The 18600-nt window shown below is 31.3% G+C and carries 16 protein-coding genes and 1 tRNA gene; 2 read left to right on the forward strand and 15 right to left on the reverse strand.

Annotation, left to right across the window (positions count from 1 at the left end):
• The 10 genes from BMX60_RS08585 to BMX60_RS08635 form a co-directional block, all read right to left on the reverse strand.
• Positions 1-736: UPF0236 family transposase-like protein (locus BMX60_RS08585; protein ID WP_177159754.1), on the reverse strand; the 736-nt coding region annotated here is incomplete at its 3' end.
• Between the two features lie 362 nt (positions 737-1098).
• Positions 1099-2193, reverse strand: a complete 1095-nt coding sequence (locus tag BMX60_RS08595) for a glycosyltransferase (RefSeq protein ID WP_091351083.1) — start codon at positions 2191-2193, stop codon at positions 1099-1101.
• A 37-nt stretch (positions 2194-2230) separates the two neighbouring features.
• Entirely contained in the window at positions 2231-3304 is a 1074-nt protein-coding gene (locus BMX60_RS08600; protein ID WP_091351084.1) for a Gfo/Idh/MocA family protein, read from the reverse strand.
• A 13-nt stretch (positions 3305-3317) separates the two neighbouring features.
• Positions 3318-4646 carry a nucleotide sugar dehydrogenase gene (locus BMX60_RS08605; protein ID WP_242945749.1) on the reverse strand — a complete coding sequence of 443 codons (1329 nt, stop codon included), beginning with the start codon at positions 4644-4646 and terminating at the stop codon, positions 3318-3320.
• A gap of 4 nt (positions 4647-4650) precedes the next feature.
• Positions 4651-5232 carry an acyltransferase gene (locus BMX60_RS08610; protein WP_091351085.1) on the reverse strand — a complete coding sequence of 194 codons (582 nt, stop codon included), beginning with the start codon at positions 5230-5232 and terminating at the stop codon, positions 4651-4653.
• Between the two features lie 18 nt (positions 5233-5250).
• Positions 5251-6438 (reverse strand): DegT/DnrJ/EryC1/StrS family aminotransferase, encoded by a 1188-nt coding sequence (locus BMX60_RS08615; RefSeq protein WP_091351086.1) that lies wholly within the window; start codon positions 6436-6438, stop codon positions 5251-5253.
• Between the two features lie 24 nt (positions 6439-6462).
• Positions 6463-7713, reverse strand: a complete 1251-nt coding sequence (locus BMX60_RS08620) for a glycosyltransferase family 4 protein (protein WP_207648427.1) — start codon at positions 7711-7713, stop codon at positions 6463-6465.
• A gap of 160 nt (positions 7714-7873) precedes the next feature.
• On the reverse strand, positions 7874-8902 hold the full coding sequence (locus BMX60_RS08625) for a glycosyltransferase family 4 protein (protein WP_091351087.1): 1029 nt from the start codon (positions 8900-8902) through the stop codon (positions 7874-7876).
• Positions 8903-8926: 24 nt separating this feature from the next.
• Positions 8927-9115, reverse strand: coding sequence for a hypothetical protein (locus tag BMX60_RS08630; RefSeq protein WP_091351088.1), 189 nt, complete (start codon positions 9113-9115; stop codon positions 8927-8929).
• Positions 9116-9606: 491 nt separating this feature from the next.
• Positions 9607-9682 (reverse strand) — tRNA-Trp (locus BMX60_RS08635).
• A gap of 124 nt (positions 9683-9806) precedes the next feature.
• Here BMX60_RS08635 and BMX60_RS08640 point away from each other — a divergent pair.
• The gene (locus tag BMX60_RS08640) at positions 9807-11534 is read left to right on the forward strand and encodes an anthrax toxin lethal factor-related metalloendopeptidase (protein ID WP_091351089.1); all 1728 of its coding nucleotides are present in this window, start codon (positions 9807-9809) and stop codon (positions 11532-11534) included.
• A gap of 24 nt (positions 11535-11558) precedes the next feature.
• Here the strand turns inward: BMX60_RS08640 and BMX60_RS08645 are convergent, their stop codons facing one another.
• The 5 genes from BMX60_RS08645 to BMX60_RS08665 all read right to left on the reverse strand — a co-directional run bounded on the left by BMX60_RS08645 (position 11559) and on the right by BMX60_RS08665 (position 16591).
• On the reverse strand, positions 11559-12137 hold the full coding sequence (locus tag BMX60_RS08645) for a hypothetical protein (protein WP_091351090.1): 579 nt from the start codon (positions 12135-12137) through the stop codon (positions 11559-11561).
• Positions 12138-12208: 71 nt separating this feature from the next.
• The gene (locus BMX60_RS08650; protein WP_091351091.1) at positions 12209-13255 is read right to left on the reverse strand and encodes a M42 family metallopeptidase; all 1047 of its coding nucleotides are present in this window, start codon (positions 13253-13255) and stop codon (positions 12209-12211) included.
• A 198-nt stretch (positions 13256-13453) separates the two neighbouring features.
• Positions 13454-14863, reverse strand: a complete 1410-nt coding sequence (locus BMX60_RS08655) for a flavocytochrome c (protein ID WP_091351092.1) — start codon at positions 14861-14863, stop codon at positions 13454-13456.
• Between the two features lie 135 nt (positions 14864-14998).
• Positions 14999-15256, reverse strand: a complete 258-nt coding sequence (locus BMX60_RS08660; RefSeq protein WP_091351093.1) for an EscU/YscU/HrcU family type III secretion system export apparatus switch protein — start codon at positions 15254-15256, stop codon at positions 14999-15001.
• Between the two features lie 9 nt (positions 15257-15265).
• Positions 15266-16591 (reverse strand): hypothetical protein, encoded by a 1326-nt coding sequence (locus BMX60_RS08665; protein ID WP_091351094.1) that lies wholly within the window; start codon positions 16589-16591, stop codon positions 15266-15268.
• Between the two features lie 111 nt (positions 16592-16702).
• Between BMX60_RS08665 and BMX60_RS08670 the strand changes: the two genes are divergently transcribed.
• Positions 16703-18505: a heme NO-binding domain-containing protein gene (locus BMX60_RS08670; RefSeq protein WP_091351095.1), complete on the forward strand. Its 1803-nt coding sequence runs from the start codon at positions 16703-16705 to the stop codon at positions 18503-18505.
• The last annotated feature ends 95 nt before the right edge of the window (positions 18506-18600 follow it).

Below are 18600 nucleotides of genomic sequence, written 5' to 3' on the forward strand. Positions count from 1 at the left end.
CTAATTTCGCTTTGGGCAACCATTTTAGTCCCTCTTTTATCCATAAGGCCCCATCCCCATGTATGTAAATCCGTTCCAGAGCATCTATTTCATAGGTGTCATAAATCCAGTCGGCTGCCTCTAACCACAATTCTTCTATTTCCTTGCCATAACTGCTGATATGATGAACATTTAAGCATTTGTTACGCTTGCCGGTTCTTTCAAGGCCTTCATATATGCTGATTAACGGAACTATTGCTTTCTTCCCATCCTGTAATGCTACATGGTCTTCATCTGCATCAATATGTAATACTTTTAACTCTCGCTTGGTAGATGTTCTCTCCTTCTTAAGACCCTTTAATGCATGGACTTTTTTCATGACTGTCTGCCGGCTAATTGCTCCACCTGTCACATTGCTGGCGCTTTTGGCATAGGAGTATTGTCCAGCATGCTCAACTAAATTTACAGCTACTGTTCCTGATACACGCTCATATTTTTCTAATCCTACTACTTTATCAAGAAGATAGCAGTATTCCTGGTTCTTTTTATCATAAAAATAGGTCCTGTTAAACTGTAAGAGCCCAAAAACAGTATATATTTCTCGCTTATCATTTTTTCGCTCAATTACAATTCCTTTTTGCTTTCGTTCAACTTTATCTTCAACAATTCTTCTATCAATCAATTCAAAATAAGTTCTCATCATATCCAGAATAAATTTATCTGTTATCTCCTTTAAATCTGTTTCTATTTCCTCCATGATTCGAGTTTCTTCTTCTGAAAAAATTCTAAAACTTGATTGATGAATTCTTCGCATTTTTGTTGTATAATTATACTCACAAGAGACCCTCCTTTTTGATGGTTTTGTTTTTGTCAACTTTTATTTTACCAAAAAGAGTGGTCTCTTATGTTTTTTTGTTTGTATTTTTTCCTACAACAATTTTACACTATGAATATCAATTTTTATATCTTTTAAAAAAAGCAAATTTTTGTTATACTGAAATTGCATTGGGAAGAATACCTCCTTTTATGAGTATGTTTGTTTTTTTCATTACCAGGTATTCGACCCAATGCTTTATATTTTCCTTCTTCTACCCCAACATTTATTATAGAACCTATAATTTAAGTATATATTTTATCTAAATTCTTAACAACTTCTTCCCAACTATAATTATATTGTATCTTTTCTAGATTTTTAATTTTCTGTTTAAGGATATACCTATTTTCATTTATATACATGACTAAATTTCTAATTTCTTCAAAATTACTTCCATCAACTGCAAATCCTATGTCATGTTCTTTAATAAAGTTCTCTAGTACTGTGCCTGAATTTACAATAATTGGTGTTTTAGTTATTATTGCCTCAAAAAACTTTACTGGATATGATATCCTATACTGTAGTGAATTAGTTGGATATAATGCATATAATAAATCCGTTTTACTATAAAGCTTTGCACTCTGTGTAAAATGATATTTACCTGTTATCCTAACATTATTATATTTTTTTTCAATATTTTTTAAACTTTCATAAGCAACACCTGCACCATGAATTAAAATTTCTACATCACTCATTTCTTTACAAGCATCCATTAAATTTTTTAACTCATTATACTGTCTAACAGCTCCTATATAAGAAATTCTAAGTTTGTCTGATTCAGTTTTCTGGCATTCAATATAATTGTATTTATCTGGATAATTAGGTAAATATATCAATTTTTTTATATTTTTATTTCTAACTACTTTTTTTTGCATTTCATTCACATATATAATGTTATCAGATTTGCTTTGAAAATAGTTAACTAAAAATCGTATAATATATCTAATTTTTTGTTTTTTACCATTAACCTCATAAAATTCGTGCATATCAAATATCAATTTGCAATTTATGGATTTGCAGAAATATCCAACTATTATTCCGTCTAAATCGTGACAGTGTAAATAATCAAATTCTTTGTTTTTTAAGTAATTTTTACATTCTTTAATAAATTTAATAAATGGTATTATTTGTTTATATCCTGTTCCATACTTTGCAAAAGGAAAAAATCTTTTAATTTTTATACTATCTATAATTTCAACTTCTTTATTTTTGAATTCATTCTGTCTATCCCAACATAAAATTTCAACATCAAATCCTTTTAAAGTAAGATATTTTGCTTCTTTATAAACTCTTATATCTGGATGAAAACTATTAGTTACAATCATTTTAATTTTTTTCATTATTTTTTCACTACCTTACTTATAATATAAACAACACCTAAAATTCATAAGCTTTTAATATAATCTCTAAAGCCTTTTTGCCTTCTTCTCCATTTATTAGAGGCTCTCTATTTTCCTTAATTGCATTAATAAAATCTTTATAAAGTGGAGTATGCCCCTTTCCATATACACTATCTATCTCTGTATAAAAATCTTCTCTATCATAATCTCTTTCATCTTCAAATATCCAGGTTTTTATATCGTTAACAGCTAAACCACCTATTACTACAGTTCCTTTTTCTCCAAAAATACTTAAGGTTTCTTCTAAGTTTTTAGGATATACACAAGCACTTCCTTCTACTATACCAATTGATCCATTTTTAAATCTAATCAAAATCGCACCAAAGTCTTCCATCTCTATATCTCTTAAAAAAGTCCCTCTTTCAGCATATACTCGCTCAACTTCAGAATTCATCATCCACTGAAGTAAGTCAATATTATGTATACATTGATTCATTAATGTTCCGCCATCTAATTCTTTAGTTCCTCTCCAAGGTGCTTGTTTATAATAATCATCATTTCTGTTCCAAAGTATTCTAGCAGTTCCATTAACTATTTTACCAAATCTACCCTCTTCAATAGCTCTTCTTAGCTTTTGTATCGGAGGATTAAATCTGTTTTGATGACAAATTCCAAGTTTTAATCCTTTTTCTCTTGCTAAAGTTATCATTTTATCAGCATCGCTTAGAGATAATGCCATAGGTTTTTCAACTAAAACATGTTTGCCAGCATTTAAACCATCTATAGTATGCTTAGCATGATACCCACTTTCAGTTGCAATTGCAATAACATTTATATCTTCTTTTACCAACATTTCTTTATAATCTGTATAATAATTCACAGAACTTGGTTGACAAATCTTAGTACCCAAGTCAACAATAGCTTGATTGTTAGTTTTTTTAATTTTTTCATTTATTAGTGTCATGTATTCTTCTGCACTTTTCTTTGCTTTTTCTTCTACTATATCACATGTTGCAACTAACTCAGCTTCTTCATAATTGTTTACCAGAGCTTCTATATGTTTGTAAGAAATTCTACCACAGCCTATAATAGCGAATTTTATTTTAGACATTTAATTCACCCCATTATAACAACTCAATATTTACTCTACTTTTAACATTTTTCATAGCATTTTTAGTATCAAATATAAATTTAGAATTAGCTTGTACAAAATCATAATCAACTTTAGTATGAGCTGTAGTAATTACAACTAAATCTGAATTATATAATGCTTCTGTTGTTAATTCTTTTAGTCCATGCTTTATTCTTCCTTTAAATTTATACTCACTAATATATGGATCATAAAAATCTACAATACATCCTTCTCTTTCAAAATTTTCAATAACTTTTAAAGCTGGACTTTCTCTATAATCATCAATATCTTGTTTATATGCTACACCTAAAATCAATATTTTTGAACCATTTAAAGGCTTTTTGAATCTATTAAGTATTTTACTACTTCTTTCTATTACATACTCTGGCATGTAATTATTTATCTCACCTGAAATCTCTATCAATCTAGTATGGTAATCATATTCTCTAGCTTTCCAAGTCAAATAGAATGGATCTAATGGTATACAATGTCCCCCTAATCCTGGTCCAGGATAAAAAGCTTGAAAACCAAAAGGCTTAGTTTTAGCTGCTTCTATAACTTCCCATACGTTAATTCCCATCTTATGACAGATTATAGCCATTTCATTCGCAAGACCTATATTAATATTTCTGTAAGTATTTTCAAGAATTTTTTCCATTTCAGCAACTTTTGGTGAAGAAACTTCAAAAACTTCTCCTTCCAATACATTTCTATACATAGCAGCAGCTAACTCAGTAGAATCTTTACCAACACCACCAACTACTTTAGGAGTATTTTTAGTTTTATAAATTAAATTGCCTGGGTCAACTCTCTCTGGAGAAAATGCTAAGAAAAAGTCTTGTCCACATTTTAATCCAGAACCTTCCTCTAATATGGGAAGAAGTAATTCCTCAGTAGTTCCTGGATATGTTGTACTTTCTAAAACGACAATTGTACCTTTTTTAAGATGTTTTGATATTTCAATAGCTGAATTTTTTACATAACTTATATCTGGTTGCTGATATTCATCTAAAGGTGTAGGAACACATATTGCAACAAAGTCTGCATCTTTTACAACAGAAATATTTGTAGTTGCAGATAATAACCCTTTATTTACTAAATCTTTAAGTTCAGAATCTACTACATCTCCTATATAATTCTCGCCCCTATTTACCATGTCAACTTTAGATTTTTGTATATCATATCCTATTGTTTTATAACCTGCTTTTGCTTTTTCTACTGCGAGAGGTAAACCTACGTAGCCAAGTCCTACAACCACCACAACTGCAGACTTTTCATTAATTTTGTTTAAAAGATTTTCTTTAATTTTATTATTAATCATAATTTTATTCCCCCTTAGGATATATAGAATTATTCTTTTTTTGATATTCTTTGTTACAAGAAATACATATATATTTATGTTCTTTTTTTGCTAATTTTTCTCCACACTCACAAACATATCCTATTATTTTCGCTGGATTCCCTACAACTAAAGCATAGTCAGGAACATCTTTTGTTACTACAGATCCAGCACCAACAAAAGCATACCTTCCAATTACTTTACCACACACAATAGTTGCATTAGCCCCTATAGAAGCTCCTTTTTTTATCAAAGTAGTTTTATATTCATCTTTTCTTACTATAAAACTTCTTGGGTTAATTACATTTGTAAATACACATGAAGGTCCTAAAAATACATCATCTTCGCATATCACGCCTGTATATACAGAAACATTGTTTTGTATTTTAACATTGTTTCCAATTTTTACATTAGGTGATATGACTACGTTTTGCCCTATGTTACAATTTTCACCAATATAGCAACCTTTCATTATATGAGAAAAATGCCAAATTTTAGTACCTTTGCCTATATGACAAGGTTCATCGATATAACTTGATTCGTGAACAAGATAATCTTTTTTATCCAAAAACATCACCTCCTATTTTTATTCAAATTTTCTCAATACATTAACAATATATTGCCTTTGTTCTTCAGTTAGCTCTGGATAAACCGGAATAGCAAATGTTCTTTCTGATAAATATTCTGCATTTGGTAGATCCCCTAATTTATAACCTAATTCTGTATATGCTTTTTGTAGATGTAGAGGAACTGGATAATAAATTCCTGTTGCTATACCATTGTCTTTTAGGTAACTAACTACTTCTGCTCTCCTTTCTGATTGAAGGATATACATATGATAAACATGTTTTATATTTATATCTTTAAATGGGGTAACAAATGATGTATCTTTTAAGCTTTCGTTATAATATTCAGCATGTTCTTTCCTTAAATTATTCCATCTATCTAATTCCCTTAATTTTATTCTTAAAATAGCTGCTTGAATTTCATCTAATCTAGAGTTATGACCTACTATGTAGTTATAGTATTTAAGAGGATTATAGACTGTATTATCAGAATTATCATTTTGGGAAGCAGTTTCTTTTACATTGTTAAGTAAATTGTATGCTTTTTCCCCATCAATACCACTTCCATGTGTTCTTAATGCTTTACATATGGTTGCCAACTTATCATTGTTAGTAGTTATCATCCCTCCATCACCGGCACAGCCAAGATTTTTTGTTGGGAAAAATGAAAAACAAGCTATATCTCCTAATGAGCCTACCTTTTTGTTTTTATACTCAGCTCCAATTGCCTGACAAGCATCTTCTATTACGTACAAATTATATTTTTTAGCAATTTCTATAATCTCATCCATATCAGCAGGTTGTCCAAATATATGAACTGGCATAATAGCTTTAGTCCTTGGAGTTATTTTTTCTTCTATTTTACTTGGGTCTATATTAAAAGTATCTAACCTTACATCTACAAAAATAGGTGTAGCACCGACTGAAGATATACTTTCAGCAGTTGCAAAGAATGTGTATGGGGAAGTTATGACTTCATCTCCTTGTCCTATACCTAAAGCTTTTAAAGCTATAACTAAAGCATCTGTCCCATTACCAACAGAAACAGCATATTTTACTCCTAAGTATTCGCATATTTCTTTTTCAAATTCTTTTACATTTTGTCCCATTATGTAATTAGATGATGAAAGAATCTCTAAAACCTTTGGGTCTGCTTCATGCTTTATTGATTCATATTGTTTTTTTAAATCTATTAATCGAATTTGCATATTTCAACACCTACTTTCATTTATTCAATCCTCTAAAATTACTTTTTCTAATTTTTCTGCCAATAATTTATAATCGAAATCCTGAGCAGCCTTTAATGCATTTTGACAATAGATTTCATACTCTTCTTTTGGCATTTTATAAAATTTCAATATCCCTTCAGCTAATGCTTCAGCAGAACCACCTTTTACTGTAATTCCACAATTATACTGTTCTAAAATATTATAACCGCATTCTATATTTGATAAAGTTGGTTTGCCAGATGCAAAATAATCAAACATCTTATTCAAACTCAACCCATATTTATATAAATAAATATTTTTTCCTAAAAAAACATTTAAATTAGATTTACTCAATATATTAGGAATGTATTTCTTCTCAACTCTCCCTTTAAATACGACGTTATTGATATTATTGCTTTTCGTATATTCTTCTAATTCTTGCTTTTTATATCCATCTCCAAATAATACAAATTTTATATCATTAAATCCTTTATCTTGTATAATTTTAGCGGCATCTAATAAGTACTCAAGTGCATTAGCTATTCCCATTGAACCGGTATATATTACTTTAAAATTTCTATTATCATCTATATCTATATATTCAAAATTTAATCTATTTTTATTAAATGCTTCTAAATCAATACCATTATTAATATAATGTACTTTCTGTAGGTCAATAGGACCTCCACTATTTTTATCCAAACCCTTATCAATTATATAATCTTTTCCACCCTGCATAGTAAATATGAGCTTGTCTGCATTTTTATAGATAAATTTTTCCAATTTATATAGTATTTTTGCTATCAAGCTATCATTTTTTATTTTCTCCATTGCAACTAATGTTTCAGGCCATAAATCTCTAGTTTCCGCGATAAATTTAGCATTAAATTTTCTTGCTAATCTATATCCAGCAAGCCAAGTTAAAGGATGTACTGACGAAGCAATAATAATATCTGGTTTTTCATAACTAAAATATTTTGAATTTATTAATAAACCAATTGTATAATCTATCATGTTTAAAATTCGTTCTTTACCATTTCCAATATAGTCCCTAGCTTTTATAAAAACAAAAGGAACATTGTTAAAGTCTTTTAAATAAAATTTTTTATTATCATTTATCAAGTTATTTTTTCTATGATGTTGAGAGCTTGCAGTAAATATTTTTACTTTATATCCTTTTTTTAGCAAACTCTTACTTAATTCATAGTGTCGTATCCCAAAATCTGTAATTTCAGGTGGTCCTGCATAATGATTCAATATCCATATATTTTTCAACCTAAAAACCTCCTACATAAAAAGTCATAAATACTACTTCTTGCCAACAATACTTTTATTTTTTTAAAATATATGTCAAGATTTATTGCATATATTTGTTTAATTTTTCCATTTAATCAAACTATTCGTTGTTTATTTTTATAAAAAGATATTTTTAAGTTTACTTATTTTCATTAACCTTCGTTATAGCTGCCTCTTTTTTCATATCAATAAAAGGCAATAGTAAAGTAGAATATTTATCAAAATTATACATAATAAAGGTGAATGGTATTAATGTTAAACTGAGCAAGATAGTTATAATTGAAAGATCGATAAATAACAAAATACCGATAAATGCTGCATAAATACTTAAGATGATTATGGCCATAAGTGTTTTGTCATCTTTTGATAAAGCCTTTAAAATCTTGTGATGTAAATGCTCTTTGTCTGGTGAGAAAACTGGTTTTTTGTTAATTATTCTTCTTAAGAAAGCCCATGTTGTATCAAGAACTGGAACAAAAACAATAAAAACTACAGCGATTATTTGAGGATATTCATTTATCTGTATAGTTTGAATTGCAATAACTGATAATAAAAATCCTAATAAAAGACTACCTGAGTCACCCAAAAATACTTTAGCTGGACATTTATTTACTCTTAAAAATGCTAAACATATTCCTACAACTATTCTTGGGATTATTAAAGTTGAATCATATGTTAAGAAAATAAAAGCTAAAGTACTAATTAAAACCATACTTGTTGCAAGACCATCTAGTCCATCGATCAAATTTATTGAGTTCATCATTCCAACCATCCAAAGAATTGAAACGATTGGAGTTAAATATGTAAAATTCAAATTAAAATGGCCTAAAGAAACAGAATCGATTCGATAGCCTAAAGAATATGTAATTCCTGCCACTATAATCTGGAATAATAATTTAACCTTTGCAGGGAGGGAAAAAATATCGTCGACAATACCGATGGTAAATATAATTGCTATTGGTAATAAAATACCCCTTACACTAATGTTGAAAAAACTAAATATAAGTATAGTTAAAAATATCGCTATTCCTCCAGATCTAGGTTTAGGAATAGTATGTACTTTTCTTTTATTTGGTTTATCGAGGATATACTTGTTACCTATTTTAATTGCAAGTGGATTAAATAAACTACAAATTATAAAAGCTAACAAAACATATTTAACATCCAATTAATTCCCCTCCCACATTATTTTTTAAGACTGTTTCTTTATTTCTTGATAACAGTCATAACAGACCTGCCCTACCCCTTCAACGTAGCCATAACGTTCCTCTATCGGTTGGTCTTTTCTAATATGAGTCTTGGTTTTACAAATAAGACATGTTTCATACAAATCTTCTTTTTCTTTCTTTTTCTTGAAAAACGAAATAATCTTAGACTTCATCAATATCTCTCCTATTACTATTACTAAATTTCTGCAACAAACCTGCTATAACTACATAACTTCTTAACCATACCAATACTTTAAATACTCTTTTTATAGCAAAACATTGTATTATTTTTCTCGCTACATCTCTCTAACTACTGAAAATACTGTGTTTTTGTTTTCTTTTTTGCTAATTTACTGATTTCAAGAATCCCTTAACAAATTTAATTTCTTAAACATCTATAAACTTCAGTCACTTATATATTTTAGTATGAAAGGCCTAATATTTCAAGAATTTTCGTTCGACAGCTTATGACAGAAAAAGTCTTTTATATGTAGTAGTACTATAACAATATATTATTATTCGACACAAAGTTCTATTTTCCTTTTAGAAAAATAAAAAAATCCTCTTTAGTTACAAACAGTTTTTTAAACAGTATAGTACTTAAGGAGGATATGGTAAAATAAAAAAACTGACTTTAGAGCCAGTTTAGTTTTATATATTTTATTGGCAGGGGAGACAGGACTCGAACCTGCAGCCAATGGTTTTGGAGACCACTACTCTACCAATTGAGCTACTCCCCTGCGACAAAATTTATTATATAACATTTTTTTGAGTAATGCAATAGGTAAATTTGATTTTTTTATCAGTTGTCTAAAATTTTTTTGAATGATAGTATATATATAGAGACTGGGAAGGAGAATTACTATGAAAAGGAAATCTATATATATACTATTATTTATTTTTATATTAACCTCGGTGGTACTGCTCCCTAGCCCTGGTAGTACTATATATTATACTGATGGGGCTGTAAAGTCTGTTTTTGCTGGTGATACTGTAACTATCTTTTACCCTAATGGTTCTATTTTGTATAGTGGGGAATTTAGAGATGGTTTAGCCCATGGCTATGGTTTATACTATGATAAAGATGGCATTTTGCTTTACGAAGGAGATTGGGATCAAGGGTTTATTACCGGCTATGGTTATGATTTTTATCCAAGTGGTGAAATTAAATATCAAGGGTATTGGAAAAAGGGCCATTACCATGGAGAAGGTACTAAATTTAATGAAAATGGAGAAGTTTTGTATGAAGGTAATTGGTATTATGGCCTTCCTAATGGCCAAGGTAAGCTATATGAAGATGGAAACTTGGTTTATAGTGGTGAATTTGTCAATGGCTTAAAACATGGGTATGGTGAAGAATATCTAGATGGAAAGCTCCATTATAGTGGGTTGTGGTATGAAGGAAGTTATTATCTTTACGATAGTTTTTATCTACCGGATGGAACCAAACTCCCTCCGGCTTTAGGTCGATATTATTTAGAAGCTTTTAAAAAATATGGTTATGAAAAGGCTGTAGCTATTATTTCTCCTTTAGTTAAAGATATCAATACTATAGAAAAGGCTTCCGATGATCAATATTTTAAATATTTGATGTACCGCCACCTAGAACTTCCACAAAGGTATAATCAAAATACCGTTATTTCGATAATTAGGGAATTTAAAAAGGTGCCCATTGGTATTTTTGAAGACCTTGTAGCTTTAGGTGTAAAACATAGGTTGATTACCGGAAGTATCAGAAATCAAAGGGAATTTCAAGATACCAGTCATAGCACTAGGGGGATTTCCCTAAACCAAGCTACAGGGATAACAAGTACATCTAATAAATTGATGGTAACCCGCTTAGATCGGGGTAATCCAGTAGCCACTGCCCTCCATGAATTAGGCCATGGTGTTGATTTCTTTTTACTTAACCATATTTCTAAAGATGGGGAATTTGATAATTTACGGCTTAAAGAAGGACCGGTAATGTTTAAAAATTCGTATATAAATACCAGTTATTTTATAGATTATCATGAAGAATACTTTGCAGAATTTTTTGCTCAGATTTTTTTACCAGATGAAATGAAGTTATTTGGTGGAGCTAGAAATCTTGAGGAAATAAAGGAACGTGCCCCTAAAACCTATGATTTTTTTGAAGAACATGTTTTAAATTATGAAAGTAAATATATTAAAAGGACCACTATTCCCGATACTTTAGTAGCTAAGGACTTAAATGTGAATTTTAGGATAAAGGAAATAACTGAAGAGCGGGTAAAGGTTGAAGTATTGAGGGATTCCTCTGTTTACCTCCTCTCTTCTAGTTCAAATTTAGAGGATTTAAGGGAAAGGTTCCAAATGGATAGAGAGGAAATTATAAGGTTGGTTTATAAAGAGGAGAATTTGTTAAAGTCTGTCAACTTCGGTCATACAAAGAATTATATTATTTATTTGGCTATAGATGAAAATAATAATTACACTTTAGGGGAAACGGAAAAACTGTGGTCTAGGGAAATGTATTATAACAGGGATAAGGGAAATCCTTTGAGGATAGAGGAAAGACAGAGGATGATCTTTTATCTAATTGGATACCTCCGGAGTTTGATAAATAGGTAAAAAAGACCTCCAGCTGAGGTCTTTTTAAATATCTAATGAAGCTTTAATTCCCCGAACATACTCCCTTTTGTTATTTTCACTGCTGACTATTACCCCTTCTTTTAGTAAGACTAATAATATGGCGTAGATGACTTGCCCTACCGATGTTCTGTTATATGAAGTTGTTTCGATTATTTTTTCTTCAAACTGGTTTAAAATATCGGATCTTCTAACAAAACCGTTTTTATCGATATAGTTTAGGGTAAAGTCTATTATTTCCTTGGCCAATTCTATAGATAATCGGATGGTAGTAGCATATTTTGAGTTGGGTCTTTTAATAGCAATAGTTATGATATCATTATGGACGACCCATGCCGTTCTACTTATTGGGTCATCGGTTTCATATTTTTCCCCTTTAAGGAAGGCCTTCCATGATTCTAAAAAGCCTTGATAATACTGGATTGCCCGGTCTAAGTACAATATCCTTTTTTGACAGTCCGATAAAAAGGATGATAAATCATCGGCTACTTCTACAGAACCCTTTATTTTTTTAATCTCCACTGCCTTTATATTATTAAGTTCTATCAAAATTTCAACTAATTTACCTGTATCCAAATTACTCAACTAAATCAACTCCCCTAAGCCTACGTTTTTATAAATATATATGCAAGGGGAGTTGTTGTTATGTTAAGGAATTATAAAGTGAAGTCTCCTTTGTGGGCATTTTCTAAGAATTTTACCAAAAGATCTATTGTAGCTTTTAAATCCTCTTTATTGGCTGTTTCCACATTGCTGTGAACATATCTGGTAGGTAAAGATAAAGTGATTACCGGACAACCGGTTCTTACCCTTTCTATTGCCCCGGCATCTGTTCCCCCTCTAGGAAGGATTTCCATTTGGTATTTAATGTTACCCTCTTCTGCCAATTCCCTCATAAAGTCCACTAATTTATAGTTAGATATTGAAGCTGAATCCATAACTTTAATAGCAGCACCATTACCTAAGGCAGTTACTTGGGTGTGGGGAGAACTACCTGGGATATCCCCGGCAATGGTAACATCTAAGGCTACACCAATGTCTGGCTGGATTCCAAAGGCACCGGTTGTAGCACCCCGCAATCCTACCTCTTCTTGAACAGAACCGACGGCATAGATATCCACTTCATGATCCTTTAATCTTTTAATAGCTTCGATCATTATGTAAACCCCTGCCCTATCATCTAAGGCTTTAGCAGAGAAATTAGCACCGATTTCTACAAAGTTCCGTTCTAATGTAACAAAATCTCCGATTCTCACTAGTTTTTCTGCTTCTTCTTTACTTCTACCGATATCTACAAAAAAGTCACTTACAGCTAAAGGTTTTTTAGCTTCCTCTGGTGACATTAAATGAACAGGTTTAACTCCTGGCATCAAAACACCATCTAATTCTTCCCTACCGTGAACTTTAACCCTTTGGGAAACTAGGGTTCTAGGATCAAAGCCTCCCACGGGGTTTAGTCGCAAAAATCCTTTATCATCAATAAAAGAGACGATAAAGCCAATTTCATCCATATGGGCACTTATCATCACCTTTTTAGGATTTTCACCTTTCCCCTTTTTATAGGCGATGACATTACCGATGACATCAACTTTAATTTCATCTACATGGTCATTGAGTTCATCAATTACAATTGAGCGGATCTTCTCTTCCCTTCCAGGAATTCCTGGGGCTTCTGTCAATCTTTTTAATAATTGTAAATCCATAAAATCTGCCTCCTTACTTTTTTCTCTACAATATAACTTATTTCGACTTTAGAAACAAAATACCTGCTTTTTCTTCTATTTTTTTATTTTATTTAGAAAATATTCGATAAAATTTTTATTTCTTTTTCTAGGAAATAGTTAAAATTCTACACAAAAAAGCCTAATTACTGTTTGACACAGTAACTAGGCTTTTTAAAATTATTGATTACCTGCAGATTTTCCAGCAATTCTACCAAAAACAATTAAATCAGTTAATGCATTACCACCTAATCTATTGGCACCATGGATACCACCGGTTACCTCACCAGCTGCATATAACCCTGGGATAACCTTACCTTCAGTATCTAGAACTTGAGCTTGGGAATTGATTAGGAGTCCACCCATAGTGTGGTGTACAGCAGGTCCAACTTCGATGGCATAAAAAGATCCTTCTTTAAGTGCCCTTGGCATATCTCCTCTAGAAAAATCTTCATCTACACCAGTTAAAACAAATTCGTTGTATTTCTCTACTGTACTAGATAATGCAGCAGGATCAATACCTAAATTTGCAGCAAGTTCTTCGATGGTATTTCCTTCAACGGTTAGACCCATTCTGATATAATTTTCAATTGCACTTAAACTTTCTTTAACTGTATTGTCAAAAACTAAGAAAGCAGTTTTGCCTTCTTGAGCTAAAATAGCTGAAGAAACAACATCTCTAGTTTCTAATTCATTAACAAATCTCTCACCATTTCTGTTAATTAAAATGGCACCATTACCTCTAACAGCTTCTGTGATCATATAACCATTGGAAGGAACTACAGTAGGGTGAGTTTGGATTTCTTCCATATCGATAACTGCAGCACCAATAGCTTGGGCCATTAGTATTCCACTACCATTGGCTCCAGCGTGGTTTGTTGTTCCAAAGCCATCAAGGTTAGGATTCAATTGGGCAAATAGCTCTAAATTGGCACCAAAACCACCGGTAGCTATAATTACAGCATCTGCTTTAATGTTGTATACTTTACCATCTTTTTCTTCTACTTTAATTCCAACAACTTTATTGTCTTTTACTAAAATTTCAGTAGCTTTTGTTTCTAGGCGAATTTCTATTCCTTTAGCTTGGGCATTTTCCCTTAATACTTGGATGATATGGGGTCCTACTGGAGCTCCACCGGTTGGTCTGTGGGTTCTATCTTGTGAAGAACCTCCCATCCTTCCTACGTTGCTTAAATCTGCACCAAGGCTGATTAACCATTCAACACCATCTGCTGCTTGGGAAGTAAGGATTCTTACCAATTCTTCATTGTTTTTATAGTATCCACCCTTCATTGTATCTTCAAAGTGTAGTTCAGCACTATCTTCAATACCTAATGCTTTTTGCACAGAAGTACCTGCTGCATTTAGACCTCCTGTAGCCCTTAAGGTATTACCACCTACTACATTCATCATTTCTACAACGATAACTTCTTTACCTGCATCCCTTGCTTCTATGGCAGCTGCTAAACCAGCACCACCGGAACCAATAATTACTACATCGGTTGTTACATCTTGAGAATTAGAAGAACAACCGGCAAAAATTGTTGTTACCATTACAACAATTAATAGGGTAATGAGTTTTTTGTTCATTTTTACCTCTCCTCTCTAGTTTGTGAAAGTGATTACTTTCATAGATTATCTCATATATGGTAAAAATGTCAATATCTTTTTCCGAAATGACAATTTTTGTGAATGAAATGCAGGAATTACAGGGTGAATTGCTTTTTATTCTTTTGCCCTTTGATCTAAGTGGTAAATAAAGGCGAGGATTTCTGCTACGATTTGGTATAAATGGGGTGGGATACTAGAGCCTAATTCTAATTTCACTAATTGTTCTACTAGTTTTTCATCGTTATAGAGGGGGATGTTATTTTTCTTGGCAATCTCGATTATCTTTTCAGCTACTTCTCCCCTACCTGCTCCGACCACTTTGGGGGCGTCATCTTTATCTTTTTGATATTTTAGTGCCGCTACCTTCTTCATAAGATCCTCCTATAGCCTTACATCTATTTTATTAATTTTTCCTTTGTTTTTAGGTAAAGGTTGGGTATTATCTACTAAAGTGACCTTTACCCCTTCAAATTGAAAATCTTCCCTTGAGAGTGCTGCTAATTTATCAAGGTAACCAGTAAAGAAATTATATGCCCGTTGGTTTTCTACTAAGATATTGCAGTTAACTTTTTTACCTAATAAATCTAGATTAACCTTTACAGTAGCTAAATTTTTAGTTTGGATAGTAATTGAAATATATACCTTTTTGTCAAAATCTACTTCGTTATATTTATCATCTTCCATTTTAATTTGAATAGTTGCCGGATACCACTGATTGACAATATTAAAGGGGATATTTATTGTATCTAATAAAATTTCATTTGTATTCCCTTTAACTAATTCCACAACCTCTTCCTTTAGCCTTAATAATTCCCTTGTTTTATTAGGGTTTATTTTTTGAACTCCGTTTTCTGGAATCTCTTGAGCTAAGTCCCCTTTATTTTCCCTGATATTTGGAGAAAGTTCTTCTATTTTCCCTAAAATATCGAAAAGTTTTAGGATACTTCTATTTTCAACAGCATTTTTTAGGAAAGGAACTAATTTATTATCAAGATTTTCAAAAAGAACAGTTTCGTTAGCATTATTTTCTGTTAAAATGATGTGGTCTTTGTAAATATTTCTTAGTTCCGTTTTTATTTCTTCTATTTGAGTTTCAGGGCTTGGGTTATCTTGGGGTTTAGCTAATTCTTGAGTATCATCTTTTAGCAATCCTTTAATTAGTGAAATAATTTTTTCAGGAGTTGATTGCTCTACTAAATGGATGATTTCAGGTTTTATTGGCAGGTCTTTTTTAAATAATGTAATTGCAATTGAAAGTTGGTGAAAGAAATTAGGTTTTTCTAGAGGGGGTAAGTTTTTGTCTAATAATTCAACGGTTTCTCTAGTTACCGGTAAGTTGTTTAGTAATAGTTCTTTGGCAATATTTACCCTTTTATCATCTACTATTATGTTCAATTCTCTTAGGGAATTAATAAAGGGATCTTCATTTGGGATTTCAGGACTAGAAGTTAGTACGTTAAACCTTTGTTCACCATTTTCTATTCCAAGGTAAGTTAATTTGACAATATCCCCTTTGTTTAAATTTAAAGGAATATCAATTCTCCCTTTTATTATATCTTTGCCTAGTTTTAGCACTAATTGATCATCTAATAGTTCTAAAATCTTGACTAGGATTACATCTCCAGGTTTTAAGTTATTAATTTTACTTTCCTTAAAGTCATTTTGTTTTTTCAGTAAATTGATTAGGGTTAAGCCTAAAGTATCCATCTATTTCACCCCTTTATTATAATAAAGAGCTTGTCCTATTTGAATCTTTGTAATATAATTAAATTAGTTTAAATAATAGAGGTTCTTAATTATGATTTTGGAGGTGTTATAATGAAAGGTACATTAATGGCAGCATGGATGAATTCAGCAAAAAAGTTATATAGTACTGAAGTAGTTGAGAAAAATATGAAACAAGCTAACTGGGATAAAGAATACATAATCAAACCTACCGATGATATTCAAGAAGATATTCCTAGAAAAATAATGGCTGGAATTGCTAAAGATGTAGGTAAACCATTATCTGAGGTTTGGCAAGCAATTGGTAAAGAAAATATTAACTCTTTCTTTAAGTTATATCCCAGTTATTTTAAACAACAAAACCTCTTTTCTTTTTTAAACTCAATGGATGATATACATACAATTATAACTAACAAAATGCCTGGAGCTACTCCACCCCGTTTAATCATGGAAGTTATTTCAACAAATGAAGCTAAAATTACATATATTTCTAAACGGGAAATGTTTGATTATCTCTATGGTTTGATGTTAGGTGCTGCAGATTTTTTTAACGAAAAGTTAGAAATTACTCCTTTGGCTAAAGGACAAGGTACAGTAACCTTTAAGTTGAAATTCGAAAAACCTATTGTATCCCGGAAAACTTATTGGTTAAACAAAATCCTTTCCTTTGGTTTTATTAAATCTGCTGAATTAAAGGGTGCTGTTTTAACAACGGCTATCGCCACAACCCTATTATTTATTATATCGCCTATAGTTCCTGAAAACTTTAGAACTTTAGCAATTATCCCTATTTTGTTGTTGACTACATTCCTATCTTCTAAATTAGTTAACAAACCATTACATAAAATCATTGAAACCATAGATAATATTAAATCCCGGAAGTTTTTCCTCACTACCGAGATTTATACGGATGATCAATATGAAAAGCTCAATTCCAAATTAAATGAGTACAAAAAAACCATGGTAAATGATTTGATTTCTTTTAAAGGGATAACCGATGAAATGGATTCCTTTGGAGAAACCTTTAGTAGAATATCTAAGGAAATGGATCAAACATCATCAGAAATTTCTTCAGTAGTAGAACAGGTGGCTGCTGGGGCTATGAGCCAAGCTGAAGAAACGGAATCATCGGTGTTTATCTTAAATCAAAATATTGAATCATTAAAAGAAATAGTCGCTAAAGAAAATCAAAGTAAGGATTTGTTAGAGGGTGTTGTTAAGGAGATTAATGAAGGCTATAATGCTGTTAAAGAAACTACAGAAAATTTACAGAGTATAATTGCTCAATTTTCTAGTTTAAAGGACAATGCCGATAGATTAGAAATTAAAACAAAGGATATCAATGAAGTTGTAGAAACAGTTACTTCTATTGCTGAACAAACTAACCTTTTAGCTTTAAATGCATCTATCGAGGCTGCTAGGGCTGGAGAACACGGACGGGGTTTTTCGGTTGTTGCAGATGAGATTAGGAAGTTAGCTGAAGAGTCAAAAAGGGCAGCTGCCAGTATTACTGAAGATTTACAGTCCTTCACTATCAGTATCAATAATATCGTTAAAGATATCGAAAACCAATTCCATATTCTCCAAGAAGAAAGTGTTAAGTTAGATAAAGTTGCCCAATCTAATTATCAATCTACCCAAAGTATCCGTTCTGTTACCGATTCAATTATCGGTATGATTAACCAACTAACAACTGAAACAGAATCTATTGCTCAGATTTACAGTAAAATAGAAAGTTTGGCAGCTATTGCAGAAGAGAATTCTGCTTCAGCCCAAGAAGTTTCTGCCAATGTCTCCCAATATACTTCAAAAATTAAGGATATGAGCCAAAACATTATCGAATTTAAGAAGCTTACTGAACAGTTTAAGGAAGATTTAGATTCATATCAGATATAAAAAGGGGCTGTCGGGAAATAGGCACCAAAAAAGTCAGCTTGACTCATAAGAGTTAGCTGACTTTTTTATATAAAAAAATGGAAAAGATGATCAAG

Source organism: Anaerobranca gottschalkii DSM 13577 (genome assembly GCF_900111575.1).
GTDB classification, from domain to species: domain Bacteria; phylum Bacillota; class Proteinivoracia; order Proteinivoracales; family Proteinivoracaceae; genus Anaerobranca; species Anaerobranca gottschalkii.